Origin of the sequence: Sphingobium sp., from assembly GCF_032153725.1 — a bacterium.
Classification (GTDB): Bacteria; Pseudomonadota; Alphaproteobacteria; order Sphingomonadales; family Sphingomonadaceae; genus Sphingobium.
This window is the reverse complement of the sequence record NZ_JALDYQ010000009.1, coordinates 12,241-24,635: the sequence shown is the minus strand read 5'-3', so window position 1 is coordinate 24,635 and position 12,395 is coordinate 12,241. Positions and strand designations below refer to the sequence as shown.

16 protein-coding genes are annotated in these 12,395 nt (G+C 63.3%); 13 read left to right on the top strand and 3 right to left on the bottom strand.

Annotated features, from left to right (window positions below):
- The first annotated feature begins 22 nt into the window (after positions 1 to 22).
- The 7 genes from dnaQ to RUH75_RS04940 all read left to right on the top strand — a co-directional run bounded on the left by dnaQ (position 23) and on the right by RUH75_RS04940 (position 4,199).
- Positions 23 to 715 (top strand): DNA polymerase III subunit epsilon, encoded by a 693-nt coding sequence (gene dnaQ, locus RUH75_RS04970; RefSeq protein ID WP_313802773.1) that lies wholly within the window; start codon positions 23 to 25, stop codon positions 713 to 715.
- A gap of 88 nt (positions 716 to 803) precedes the next feature.
- Complete coding sequence (gene hpf / locus RUH75_RS04965) at positions 804 to 1,400, top strand: ribosome hibernation-promoting factor, HPF/YfiA family (RefSeq protein WP_313802771.1); 597 nt, start codon at positions 804 to 806, stop codon at positions 1,398 to 1,400.
- Between the two features lie 120 nt (positions 1,401 to 1,520).
- The gene (locus RUH75_RS04960; protein WP_313802769.1) at positions 1,521 to 1,988 is read left to right on the top strand and encodes a PTS sugar transporter subunit IIA; all 468 of its coding nucleotides are present in this window, start codon (positions 1,521 to 1,523) and stop codon (positions 1,986 to 1,988) included.
- The gene (locus RUH75_RS04955; RefSeq protein WP_313802767.1) at positions 1,948 to 2,457 is read left to right on the top strand and encodes a PaaI family thioesterase; all 510 of its coding nucleotides are present in this window, start codon (positions 1,948 to 1,950) and stop codon (positions 2,455 to 2,457) included. The genes RUH75_RS04960 and RUH75_RS04955 overlap by 41 nt, the downstream gene beginning before the upstream one ends.
- A complete protein-coding gene (locus RUH75_RS04950; protein ID WP_313802765.1) occupies positions 2,447 to 2,788 on the top strand; it encodes a DUF1491 family protein in 342 nt (113 codons plus the stop codon). Before RUH75_RS04955 ends, RUH75_RS04950 begins: the two co-directional genes overlap by 11 nt.
- A 173-nt stretch (positions 2,789 to 2,961) precedes the next feature.
- Positions 2,962 to 3,609 carry a cell wall hydrolase gene (locus tag RUH75_RS04945; RefSeq protein ID WP_313802763.1) on the top strand — a complete coding sequence of 216 codons (648 nt, stop codon included), beginning with the start codon at positions 2,962 to 2,964 and terminating at the stop codon, positions 3,607 to 3,609.
- Positions 3,610 to 3,704: 95 nt separating this feature from the next.
- Positions 3,705 to 4,199 carry an MmcB family DNA repair protein gene (locus tag RUH75_RS04940; RefSeq protein ID WP_313802761.1) on the top strand — a complete coding sequence of 165 codons (495 nt, stop codon included), beginning with the start codon at positions 3,705 to 3,707 and terminating at the stop codon, positions 4,197 to 4,199.
- A gap of 153 nt (positions 4,200 to 4,352) precedes the next feature.
- Here the strand turns inward: RUH75_RS04940 and RUH75_RS04935 are convergent, their stop codons facing one another.
- On the bottom strand, positions 4,353 to 4,949 hold the full coding sequence (locus RUH75_RS04935) for an ankyrin repeat domain-containing protein (protein WP_313802759.1): 597 nt from the start codon (positions 4,947 to 4,949) through the stop codon (positions 4,353 to 4,355).
- Positions 4,950 to 5,020: 71 nt separating this feature from the next.
- On the opposite strand from RUH75_RS04935, the gene RUH75_RS04930 reads away from it, so the two are divergent.
- Genes RUH75_RS04930 through RUH75_RS04915 form a run of 4 tightly spaced genes read left to right on the top strand, consistent with a single transcriptional unit; the run spans position 5,021 to position 7,061 of the window.
- Entirely contained in the window at positions 5,021 to 5,677 is a 657-nt protein-coding gene (locus tag RUH75_RS04930) for an SCO family protein (RefSeq protein ID WP_313802757.1), read from the top strand.
- Positions 5,678 to 5,680: 3 nt separating this feature from the next.
- Positions 5,681 to 6,106 carry a YcgN family cysteine cluster protein gene (locus tag RUH75_RS04925; RefSeq protein WP_313802755.1) on the top strand — a complete coding sequence of 142 codons (426 nt, stop codon included), beginning with the start codon at positions 5,681 to 5,683 and terminating at the stop codon, positions 6,104 to 6,106.
- Entirely contained in the window at positions 6,087 to 6,797 is a 711-nt protein-coding gene (locus RUH75_RS04920) for a YgjP-like metallopeptidase domain-containing protein (RefSeq protein WP_313802753.1), read from the top strand. The genes RUH75_RS04925 and RUH75_RS04920 overlap by 20 nt, the downstream gene beginning before the upstream one ends.
- Before the next feature lie 3 nt (positions 6,798 to 6,800).
- Positions 6,801 to 7,061, top strand: coding sequence for a hypothetical protein (locus RUH75_RS04915; RefSeq protein WP_313802751.1), 261 nt, complete (start codon positions 6,801 to 6,803; stop codon positions 7,059 to 7,061).
- Here the strand turns inward: RUH75_RS04915 and RUH75_RS04910 are convergent.
- Entirely contained in the window at positions 7,058 to 7,915 is an 858-nt protein-coding gene (locus RUH75_RS04910) for a rhodanese-related sulfurtransferase (RefSeq protein WP_313802749.1), read from the bottom strand. The genes RUH75_RS04915 and RUH75_RS04910 overlap by 4 nt on opposite strands.
- A gap of 64 nt (positions 7,916 to 7,979) precedes the next feature.
- Between RUH75_RS04910 and pdeM the strand changes: the two genes are divergently transcribed.
- Both pdeM and RUH75_RS04900 read left to right on the top strand, forming a co-directional pair.
- Positions 7,980 to 8,639, top strand: coding sequence for a ligase-associated DNA damage response endonuclease PdeM (gene pdeM, locus RUH75_RS04905; RefSeq protein ID WP_313802747.1), 660 nt, complete (start codon positions 7,980 to 7,982; stop codon positions 8,637 to 8,639).
- 251 nt (positions 8,640 to 8,890) lie between these two features.
- Complete coding sequence (locus RUH75_RS04900; protein WP_313802745.1) at positions 8,891 to 11,662, top strand: TonB-dependent receptor; 2,772 nt, start codon at positions 8,891 to 8,893, stop codon at positions 11,660 to 11,662.
- Here the strand turns inward: RUH75_RS04900 and RUH75_RS04895 are convergent.
- The gene (locus tag RUH75_RS04895; protein WP_313802743.1) at positions 11,640 to 12,374 is read right to left on the bottom strand and encodes a YggS family pyridoxal phosphate-dependent enzyme; all 735 of its coding nucleotides are present in this window, start codon (positions 12,372 to 12,374) and stop codon (positions 11,640 to 11,642) included. The genes RUH75_RS04900 and RUH75_RS04895 overlap by 23 nt on opposite strands.
- Positions 12,375 to 12,395 lie beyond the last annotated feature (21 nt).

The window sequence follows — 12,395 nt, the reverse complement described above, 5'->3', positions numbered from 1 at the left end:
GCAAGAGTCGTTGAAGAGGGCGATGCGCGAGATTATTTTCGACACCGAAACGACGGGATTCGACCCTGGCTCCGGCGATCGCCTCGTCGAAATCGGATGCATTGAACTCATCAACCGGGTGCCGTCGGGCCGTACCTTCCACGCTTATTACAATCCGCAGCGCGCCATGCCTGCCGCGGCGGAGGCCGTGCACGGATTGTCGGACGGTTTCCTGCGCGACAAACCGCTGTTTTCCGCGGGAGTCCAGCAATTGCTGGACTTTCTGGAGGACAGCCATCTGGTCGCGCATAATGCGCGCTTCGACTTTGGATTCCTCAATCACGAACTGAAACTGTGCGGTCTGGTCGAAGTATCGATGGAACGGATGATCGACACCGTCGCCATCGCCCGGCAACTCCACCCCGGCGCCAAGCACAGTCTGGATGCGCTTTGCACGCGCTATGGCATCGATCGCAGTCATCGCATCAAGCATGGCGCGCTGCTCGACGCTGAATTGCTGGCCCAGCTTTATATCGAACTGACCGGTGGCCGTCAGATCGGCCTTGGTCTTGCACAGGAGGAAGAGAAACTCGTTATAAATATGGAACTTGCGGCTGAAGTCGCGGTTCGCCCTGTTCGTCCCGCGCGTGTCTTTGCGGCCAGCGCGGAGGAGCTGGAGAGGCACGCAGCGTTCGTCGCGACGCTGGACAAGCCGCTCTGGCTTGAGGAGGCCTGATCAGCCGTCCGTTCAAGGGACTGCCTTCAAGCCTCCATGCCGACCGGATCGCTGTCCGGCGGTCCGGCAAAGAATAAGGAGAAGGCATATGGATATTCGTGTTTCCGGGCATCAGGTCGACACGGGCAACGCGCTCAAGGAGCATGTCAGGACCCGGCTGGAGGCCATGGCCGAGAAATATTTTTCCCGCACCCTTTCCGCCCAGGTCACCTTCCGGCCAGCGCCGCACGGGGCCTTTCATTGCGATATCGTCTGCCATGTGATGACCGGCCTGATCCTGAAAGGGGCCGGCGAAGCGCAGGAAGCGCATCCCGCTTTTGAAGGGGCGGCAGACCGGATCGAAAAGCAGCTGCGCCGCTATCTGCGTCGCCTGAAGGATCGCGGCGCGCAGGCCGCCGCGGCGGAGGCGAATCGCACCAACGGTTATGGCATCGATGAACTGGACGGGGCAGGCTATACCATTTTCGCTTCGATCGCCGATGAGGAGGAACCAGCCGAAGCCCCGCTGATCGTAGCGGAAACCCGGGTCGACATTCCCGAAGCCAGCGTGTCCGACGCGGTGATGATGCTCGACCTGCGCAACACCAACGCCCTGCTGTTCGTCAATGCGGGCACGTCGGCCTATAACATGGTCTATCGCCGTCATGACGGGACCATCGGCTGGGTGGAACCGCGCCTGGGCTGACACCGTTTCCCAGGCCGCCGGTTGACCTTGCTTGGCTGGCGGCCTATGGGGCCGGACTTTAAAGATCCGGGCATTGCGTCATTTTTTCCGAAGCTGGGCGCGGCTCGGCTGGGATTGGGCATGGTTCATTTCAACGATATCGTCGCACCGGATGCGTTGGGCACGGGCCTTTCGGTGAACGGCAAGAAACAGTTGTTTCAAAAGGTTGCAGCGCTGGCGGCGCAGGCTTACGGCCTCAACGCCAATCTGGTGGCCGAAGCGCTGATGGAGCGCGAGAGGCTGGGTTCCACCGGTTTCGGTGGTGGCGTCGCGATTCCCCATGCCAAGATTCCTGATCTTCAGAAAATGTGCGGCGTGGTCGTGCTGCTCGATCCGGCGGTGCCGTTCGACGCGGTGGATGAGGCGCCGGTCGATATCGTCTTCATACTGCTCTCGCCCATCGATTCGGGGGCCGAGCATCTGAAGACCCTTGCCCGCGTGTCGCGCTATCTGCGCGATGAGGGACAGGTCGTCCGCCTGCGCGGGGCCAAGTCGACCGCAGCGCTTCATGCCCTGCTCGCCGGTGGCGAGGCGCGTGACGCGGCCTGATTCCGGGCCTGAAGCCGGTGCCTCGCCCAGCGGGGAAGCCGCGCATTTCCGCGCCTTGGAGAATCTCTACCGGTCGGCACCGATCAATGGGCTGTTCCGATCGGAACTGACGATTCCGGAAGAGGGCCGATCAATCATCCATTTCGATGTCGATGAGACGCAATTCCATGCAGCGGGCGCCGTACATGGCACCGTTTATTTCAAGATGCTGGACGATGCGGCCTTCTATGCCGCCAACAGCCTGGTCAGCGACCGTTTCCTGCTGACCACCAGTTTCAACCTGCTGTTCACGCGCCCGATCGGACCCGGTCGCATCCGGGCCGAGGGGCGCTGGATCAGTGGCAAGCGGCGCGTCTATGTCGCGGAAGCCAGCCTCATCGACGCCGATGGGGAAGAGGTCGGGCGCGGCACCGGCACCTTCATGCGCTCGCAATTCCCCCTCTCCTCGTTGCCGGGCTATGGCGGCTGACGCCCGGCTGACCAGCGCGATGCTGGTCAATGCACTGGTACGGCGCAGCGCCGCGGCGGGAGGATTTGCCACCGTGCTGGTCAAGGGCGATGAGATCAGCGGCGTGATTCTCATACAAGCGCTTGAAAAAGGGCGGGAACTGGGGCTGTTCGAGCGCGTTTCCGACTTTGCGGGCGGCCATGTACTGACTCGCTGCGGCCCGGACCCGGAAAAAGGTGCAGAGGCCATGGCTCAATATCTGGGGCGTCGCCGCGGATCGGACCCCGATCTGTGGGTCGTGGAGCTTGATATCGCGGATGCGGAACGGTTCGCCGCTGAAACGATCTGTTGATCGTTGACTCATTTCCCGCGCGCGGGCACAGGCCTCCCACGCTTCAACGCGCAGGTTGCCGGTTTCGTCCATGGGGGGCGGATGCGGTAAACACGCAGACGGGGGGCGGCCGGACGGCGGTATATCGGGGTTTTTGACGTCTCCGGCCAAGAACCGCATGATTTTGAGCTGTAATGAGTTTCCGTCTGAGGGCTGCGATCATCGCGGCATTTGCTTTATCCGCCACTGCGGCGATTACTACGGCCGATATGTCGAGCGCTTCCGAAGCGGCTCCGTCGGTCCTGTCCCTTCCGGGGACCAATGAGCTGAATGCAGCTCGGGCCGGCGTGAAGCCCGCCGTCTCTTTTGCCGCGCCGCGCGAAGTCGTGCAGCCGCTGGCTCCTCTTTCCGACAGCGACGATGTGAAGGCTGACAATCTCGCCGCCCTCGTGGACGCGCAGGGCGCGGCAGAGGACGTGTCCGGCGACATGAGGTGCCTGGCCGGCGCCGTCTATTTCGAATCCAAGGGCGAAAGCCTGGAAGGCCAGCTGGCCGTTGCGCGCGTCGTCATCAACCGCGCCAAATCAGGTCGTTTTGCCGACAGCCTCTGTGGTGTCGTCTATCAGCGCGGCCAGTTCAGCTTCGTGCGCGGCAATGGTATGCCGTCGATCCGCATGGGCAGCGAAAGCTGGCGCGAAGCGGTTGCCATCGCCCAGATCGCGGTCGACGACAGCTGGGACAGCAAGGCCGAGGGCGCGCTCTATTTCCACGCCCGCCGCGTCTCGCCGGGTTGGGGCAAGCGCCAGCTCGCCGCGATCGACAATCATATCTTCTATCGCTGACACGCGCGGCGCGCGTAGAGCGTGAAGAAGGGCTGGTTCGGGGCGATCCTGAATCGGCCCTTTCTTTTTGTTCCCTTCCTGTTCTAGATGGATGGATGGCATCCGATCTTTCCGACAGCTGTTCGCCCCTGACCGATGGCACGGCTCTGGCCGTGGCGCGGGGGACGCTGCGCCTCTTCTTCCGGCACGATATGAGCGGGATATTGGAGGTGCCGCTGCCCAATGGCCGTCGCGCCGATATCATGGCGCTGGATGGCGCGGGGCGCATCACCATCGTGGAGATCAAGTGCAGCCGGGCCGACTTGTTGGGCGACATGAAATGGCCGGATTATTTCGACTATTGCGACCGCTATTTCTGGGCGGTGCCGTCAGGCTTCGATCTGTCGCTGTTCGAGAGCGAGGCGCTCTGGCCGGGCCGAACCGGGCTGATCGTCGCGGATCAATATGATGCGGAACTGGTGCGGCCGGCGCCGATGGAGCCTTTGGCGGCGGCGCGGCGGAAGGCGGAGACTCTGCGCTTCGCCCGACGCGCGGCGCGGCGGCTGTCGGCGCTCGCGGACCCCGATCATGCAGCGGAGCTGGGATGGTGAGGAGATAGGTTTAGCGCTAACGGACGCTTTTGATCTTCGTCGCCCCGGACTTGATCCGGGGTCCTTCCCTTTGAGCGTTCGCCTGAAAAACAACAGCGGGACCCCGGATCAAGTCCGGGGTGACGAAAGGCGATATCGGCATGTGGCCGAAAATCAGAACACCGGTCCCTGCACCGGCCCCTTGGGCGCGGCCGTCGTCTTCGCCGCGCTCAGCGCTTCCACCAGTCCTGGCGTCCGCGCATCGCGCTCGGCATAATCCCGCGCCGACATGCCCGCGATGGAATCGCGCCTGTCGGCACTGGCTCCCTGTGCCACGAGCAGCCGCACCAGCCCGACATCGCGCAGCTGCACCGCCCGGATCAGGGGCGTTTCGCCGCTGCCATTGGCCTTGTCCACCTGCGCATTATAGGCGAGCAGCGTGCGGGCGCCTTCCTCGAACCGGGCCTGCACCGCGTCCATCAGCGGCGTGTTGCCATTATTGTCGGTCAGGTTCGGGTTCGCGCCCTTGGCCAGCAGGAAGGTCAGCCATGTATTGTCCCGCCGTGCGACGACCAGATGCAGCGCGGTGTCGCCCGTGGTCACGTCCCGGCTGTTGATGACGGTGGAGCCGGGCTTCTGGATCAGGTCGGTCACTTTCTGCCCGTCGGCATCCTTGACCGCTTTCAGAAAATTATAATTGTCCGAAAATTGCGCCTGCGCCGCGACCGGCGTCAGCAGTGCCAGTGCAACGGCGGCACGGCCAATGTTCATCCAAGCCGAAAAACGTCCTGTCATTCTGTCCATAGCCCCGTTGGGATTTGCAAATCGGGCCATAGCAGGGCATGGCTGGCGGCGCCATGAACAAAGCGCTGATTTCGCTCGCCCTGCCGCTGACCGCCCTGCTGGCGGCCTGTAATATGGGGGCGGGCGGCAATGCATCAAGCGGGGAGGAGAGCGTTCCGGGCGATCTGCACGGGGCGAGCATCGGCGCGCCTTTCACCCTGACCGATCAGGACGGGAAGAAGGTTCGCTGGGATGATTTCAAGGGCAAATATCGGCTGGTCTATTTTGGCTATACCTATTGCCCCGACGTCTGTCCGGTCGATTTGCAGCGGATCATGCAGGGCTTTTCGAAGTTCGAGAAGGATCAGCCCGCTTTGGCCGCGAAGGTCCAGCCCATCTTCATCAGCGTCGATCCGGAGCGGGATAGGCCGGCGGTGCTGAAAACCTATGTCGCGGCCTTCCATCCCCGGCTGATCGGCCTCACCGGCACGGTTGACGAGATCGCCAGGGTGGCAAAGGATTTCGTCGTGCTCTACAACAGGGAAGAGACGAAGGGCGCGAGCGATTATCTGGTCAGCCACAGCCGCACGCCCTATCTCTTCGGCACTGATGGCGCGCCGGTCGCGCTGGTGCCGGTGGATGATCCGGGAACACCGGACCAGAATGAAGGCGAGCCTGCCAAGGTGACCGCCTTCCTCGAAAAATGGGTGAAGTGACGGTTGGACTTCTGGGACAAACCCCTCGACAAGCTGGACCGCGCCGAATGGGAGGCTCTTTGCGACGGTTGCGGCAAATGCTGTCTGCATAAGGCCGAGGATGAGGATACGGGGCGTATCTATCCCACCAATGTCGCCTGCCGGCTGCTCGACCGGCATAGCGGGCAATGCACCAATTATAAGGAACGGCGGCGGTTCGTGCCCGATTGCGTGCGCCTGACGCCTGCCAGGGTGAAGACGATCGGCTGGTTGCCGCGCACCTGCGCCTATCGCCTGCGCGGCGAGGGCAAGCCGTTGCCGGAATGGCATTATCTGATCTGCGGCGATCGCGAGGCGGTGCATCGGGCAAAGGAGTCCGTGCGGGGCTGGACCATTGCCGAGGCAGATGCCGGGGACTGGGAAAACCACCTTGTCGACCGAGAGCTTTGACGCCGAAATCCTGATCGACGGCGTTGCCGTTCCGGTGCGGATACGCCGGTCGGCGCGAGCCAGGGCTTATCGGTTGTCGCTGGATCAGGCCCGTGGCGAACTCAGGCTTTCCTTGCCGACCCGCGCCAGCCTGCAACGTGCCCTGGGTTGGGCGCAGGAGCATGAAGGCTGGGTCCGTTCGCAAATGGCGCGGCAACCGGCGCTGGTGACGCTGGGCGACGGCATTGTTTTCCCGCTGGAAGGGCGGGAGGTGGGCATCTGCCGGGTCGAGGGCGCGTCCCGCACGATCCGGCTGGAGGGCGATCGGCTGCTGCTTGGCGGCGCGGCGGAATCCGTCGGGCCGCGCGTGCTGCGCTGGCTCAAGGCGCGGGCGAAGGCGGTGCTGGAAACCGAAAGCCATGAAATGGCGCGGGACAATGGGCTGATCGTGGCGTCGGTCGGTATTGGCGATCCGCGCAGCCGCTGGGCGAGCTGTGCTTCCAGCGGCGCGATCCGCTACAGCTGGCGGCTGATCCTCTGCCCGCCGGAGGTGCGCCGGGCGACGGTGGCGCATGAGCTGGCGCATCTGCTCCATATGGATCATAGCCCGGCCTTTCACGCGGCGCACAAGCTGATACTGGGCGAAGACCCTCGACCGGCGCGGGCATGGCTGCGCGCCCATGGATCGGCGCTCCATCGCTTCACAGGCTGAGAAATGGCGAGGAAGAAGCGCTATCTGACGGCCACCATGCCCGATGGCTATGTGAAGACGATCGGGCCGACGGCGGACCCCTTCACCCATTATTGGCGCATCGTCGCTGAACTGGAAAATGGCAGGACCGAGGTTTTCTGGGGTCATGCGCGTTCGCTGGCCGAAGCGAAGAAGAAGCGGGTCGCAGCGGTGGAGGGCTCGCGGATGCGGGGCTGGAAAAGCTATGCGTTCGAAATAGCGGAACTGGTCGAAACGCCGGTTTAACCGCCTCTATGCGGCCAGGCGCCCGATGCCTCTGCCGCGCAATCGTGCGCGGCATTGCGGGGATGGGGCAGGCCACAGCCGCGGCAGGTGAGGTAATCGCCGGGTTTCAGCCCATGGCTCACGGCCACCCGTTCGTCGAAAACATAGCAATCGCCCTGCCAGCGGCTGTCGGTTTCGGGCATTTCCTCCAGATAGCGCAGGATGCCGCCGCGCAGATGATAGACATCGTCAAAGCCGCGTGAACGGACCAGCGCGGTCGATTTTTCGCAACGTATCCCGCCGGTGCAGAACATGGCGATGCGTGGAGTGCGCCCTTCGTCGCGCAGTTTTTCGGCAAAACCGTCAAACCAGGCGGGAAAATCGCGGAAGGATCGCGTGCCCGGATCGATCGCGCCCCGGAAGCTGCCGACCGAGACTTCATAGGCATTGCGCGTGTCGATGATCACCGTGTCGGGATCAGCGATCAGTTCGTTCCAGTCTGCGGGATCGAGATAGGCGCCGGCCTGGTTCGCCGGGTCGAGATCGCCCGCGCCCAGAGTCACGATCTCCGCCTTCACCTTCACCTTCATCCGGGCGAAGGGCGCTTCGTCGGCGCAGGCATATTTGACGTCGAGATCGGCGCAGCCGGGGAGCGCGCGGATATGCGCCACCAGCCTGTCGATCGCCATTTCGGACCCGGCAACGGTGCCGTTAATGCCTTCGCCAGCCACGATCAGCGTGCCGCAGGTCTGGAGATCGGCGCAGAGCGTCCGCAAATGGGCCGCGATCGCCTCCGGATCGGAGAAGCGGGCGAAGCGGTAGAGCGCGGCGATCGTGAAGGCGGGCGTAAAGGCTGGCGTGAAGGCGGAATCCATGGGTCGCCCATAGCCGCTTCGCCGCCCTCTTGAAAGCCGGGGGACAAGCGCGCATAGCCGGGCCATGGTTCCCCTTTCGTTCGCAGGTCACGAATTTCTGGCATTGCCGGAGGCGGCGCTGTTCTGGCCGGCGCGCGGGGCGTTGCTGGTGGCCGACCTGCATTTTGAAAAAGCAAGCTGGTTCGCGCGTTTCGGACAGTTTCTGCCGCCTCATGACAGTCGGGCGACCCTGGATCTGATCGAACTTCTGGTCGAACGGACCGGCGCGCGAGCGGTCTGGTCCCTGGGAGACAGCTTCCATGATGCGGATGGCGCGGCGCGCCTGGATCATCGGGCGCGGGATCGCCTGGTGGCGCTGACCGATCGGCTGGATTGGGTGTGGATCACCGGCAATCATGACGGGGGCATGGCGGAAATGCCCGGCGGACGGCGATGCAGGGATATGCAGGTTGATGGCATCTGGCTGCGGCATGAAGCTGATCCGGCTGATTCCAGACCGGAAATATCGGGGCATTTCCACCCCAAATTGCGCCTGTCGCTGCGCGGCCGGCATGTATCCCGCCGTTGCTTCGTGGGATCTCCGACCAAACTCATCCTTCCTGCTTTGGGAGCGCTGACGGGCGGGCTGGATGCCGGTCACGGAGAGATTCGCCGGGTCATGGGGCCGGGGGCGTCCGCTCTGGTGCCGGTGGCCGACCGTTTGCTGCGATTTCCGCTTAATTAGGCGCGCTCTCCCTTCCCGGCGGCTCTTGCGACGACCTCCTACCTATTGGCTCGCACCCGCGCCGTCGTAGCGGAAACCGGAATTTAAGCTGTTGCCGCTAAGCAACAGCTTATGAGAATCATATCAGGTCGCGCAGTTAAGAACCGAGAAAATCAGGGCTATCTTGCCTTCGGCTTAACGCATCAGCATAGTTTGGAAACCAGATCGACGCGTCGGAAAAGTCGCGCAGGGTGAGGAGAGGGAGCATCATCATGCAAAAAAAGAGCCTTTGGCTGATTTCTGCCGGTGCAGTCGCATTGGGCAGCAGCGTTCCGGTCGCATGGGCGCAGCAGGGCAGCGCGGCCGTCGATCCGGATAGTGTCAACATCATCGTCACCGCCACCCGGCGCGCCAGTCCCTTGTCGGACGTTCCGATCGCCGTGTCCGCGGTGACCGCGCAGGCAATGCAGAATAGCGGCGCCACCGACATCCGGTCGCTCAACCAGCTGGCGCCTTCGCTGCTGCTGTCTTCGACAGGCACGGAAGCGAATGCCTCCGCGCGTATTCGCGGCATCGGCACGGTGGGCGACAATCCGGGCCTGGAAAGCTCGGTCGCGGTGTTCATCGACGGGGTCTACCGTTCGCGTACCGGCGCCGGGCTCAACGAACTGGGCGAGATCGAGCGGGTCGAGGTGCTGCGCGGGCCGCAGGGCACTCTGTTCGGCCGCAATGCATCGGCGGGCCTCATCAACATCATCAGCAAGGCGCCGGAATTCAAGCTCGCCGGCAAGGCCGAAGTCACTTACGGCAATTATGATTACTGGCGTCTGGCCGGCCGCATCACGGGACCGGTCACCGACAGCCTTGCGCTCAGCCTGGACGGTGTCTGGTCGAAGCGCGACGGCTTCTACGATCTGGTGAATGCGGCGGGCCAGAAGGTCGGGGATACCAATGACCGCGACCGCTATTTCCTGCGCGGGCAGGCTCTGTTCGAACCCAATGACGCGCTCTCCATCCGCCTGATCGGGGATTACACCAACCGGGATGAAAGCTGTTGCGGCGCGGCCTATATCGAAACGCGCGAGCGGCGGCCACTGGCTGGCGGCGGCTATAGCACCGCTCCTTTCAACCGCATTGCGGCCATATTGGCAGGGCAGGGCAGCGTGTTCGCCGCCGATCCCTATGACCGCAACCTCACCATCACGCCGGGCCGCAACTATGTGAGCAAGCTCAAGGATTGGGGCGTCTCAGGGGAGATAAGCTATGATCTGGGCGGTGCCAAGCTGACCAGCATCACCGCCTATCGCGATTATAAGAGCCAGGATTATGGCGATTATGACTATAGCGGCGCGGACCTGCTCTATCGCGATCCCAACACCTATCGCCAGTTCAGGACCTTCACCCAGGAATTGCGAGCGCAAGGGTCCGCCTTTGGCGAGGTGCTCGACTGGCTGATCGGCGGCTATTACGCCCATGAGAAGCTGACGCTGGAGGATAATATCGTCTTCGGCGCGGATTATGGCCGCTTTGCGGCCTGCCGCCTGATGGCGGGCGCCAGCGCCAACAGCAACCTGACCGCCGCGCAGTTGGCCGCCTGCGGCAGCAACCCTGCGGCGACGCAGCTGTTCATCAATGGCACGCAGGCGCAGCTCAATGCGGGCTTGATTGGCGCCGGGCTTCCGGCCTTGCAGGCGGGCGCCATCTCCACCGGCCTTGGCAATGGTCTGCGCGCATTGGCGGCCATTCCTTCGGGAACCGGTGACCTTGCCTCGCTCTATCATCAGAAGAGCGAGAATTGGGCGTTGTTCACGCACAATATCATTCACATCACCAGGCAGCTCGATCTGACTCTGGGCCTGCGCTACACCCATGAAAGCAAGCGCTTCTCAGCCGATTTAAACAACAACAATGCGACCTGCGCAGCGCTTCAGGCGTCCAGCCTGCCGGCACTCGCGACCAATGCGCAGCTGGGCAGCGCGGCGGCGCTGGCGGGCGGCATTTTGACGTTGGGCTGTCTGGGCAATGGTTCGACCGGGTTGAACGCGCTCAACCTTAACGACAAGACCAGCAATGGCGAATTTTCGGGCACCGCCGTCCTGTCGTGGAAACCGGTCGAGGAATTGCTGGTCTATGGCAGCTATTCGAAGGGCTATAAGGCGGGCGGCTATAATCTGGACCGCTTCCAGCTGGGTTCGACCGGCCTCAATCCGGTCCCGGCAGTGTTTTCGCCGCGTTCCAATGCCGACGTGACCAGCCTGCGCTTCGCCGCGGAAAAGGTCGATGCCTTTGAAATCGGCCTGAAATACACCCAGCCCAAATGGAGCGCGAACATCGCCGCGTTCCGGCAGGAGTTCAAGAATTTCCAGCTGAACACCTTCAACGGCACCAGCTTCGTGGTCCAGAATATCAATGGCTGCGACAGCGCGCTGTCGGCCAGCCGGACCTGCGCCAGCGGCGATGTCGGTCCGGGCCTGATCAGCCAGGGCGTGGAGCTGGAATTGTCGGCAACCCCGGCGCGCAACGTCCGCTTCGCCGGTGGCTTCACCTATGCCCGCGCCAAGTTCGCCAACAGGCTGGTCGGCAGCAGCAATGGCGCGGTGCCGCTCGACCCGGCGCTGTTCCTGCTGCCTGGATCGATCAACTCGCAGGCACCCGAAGTGGTGACGACGATGAGTGCATCCTGGACGCCCAGCCTTGGCACCGGTGGCCTGTCGGCACTCTTCTATATTGACGGGCGCATGAGCAGCGACTTCAATACCGGGTCCGATCTGTTCCCGGAGAAGCGGCAGGACGGTTATGCGGTGTTCAATGCCCGCGTCGGCGTCCGCGGGCCGCAGCAGCGCTGGGCGGTGGAATTCTGGGGTCAGAATATCTTCAATCAGGACTATACCCAGGTCGCGTTCAGCAGCCCGCTCCAGTCGAGCAGCCCGTCGACCTCCACCACCGGTCAGTTCGCACTGGGCGCGCCGATGGCGAACCAGCTGATCTCGGCCTATCTGGCTGATCCGCGTACTTACGGCATCACTCTGCGCGGGAGTTTCTGATCATGCCCCTGCCGCTCGCCGGGACAGGGCGAGCGGCAGATGGTCTTTCTCCAAACAGGGCGGTGCCGACGCGGATATCCGTCGCGCCCAGCATGATCGCGGTTTCGAAATCACCGGACATGCCCATGGAAAGGCGCGTAAGGCCTTCCTCGCGCGCCATTTTCGCCAATAACGCGAAAAAGGGCGCGGGTTCGATCCCTTCCGGCGGCACGCACATCAGGCCGAGCAGCGGAATGTCCGCATCCCGTGCCGCGCGGATGAGGGCGGGAACCTCGGCAATCGGACATCCGCCCTTTTGCGGCTCCGCGCCGATATTGACCTGAAGGAAGCAGGGAACCCGCTTGTCCGCCGCATCCATGGCCTTGGCGAGTGCGGTCAGCAGCGATGGTCGGTCGAGCGAATGAATGATGTCGAACAGCGCGACCGCATCCGCTGCCTTGTTCGACTGGAGCTGCCCCACCAGATGCAGGACCAGAGCAGGGGAGTCTTCGCGCAAGGCAGGCCATTTGCCCTGCGCTTCCTGCACGCGGTTTTCGCCGAAGACGCGCTGACCCGCCTCGATCAGCGGGCGGATGGCATCCATGGCCTGCGTCTTGGACACGGCGATCAGGTTGATGTCGTCGGCAGCGCGGCCGGTGAGGCGGGCGGCGCGACCCATGGCGGCGCGCACATGGGTGAGCCGTTCTGCGGCTTCGATGCTTTCGGTCGTCATGGCGGCTGCTATAGGCGAGGG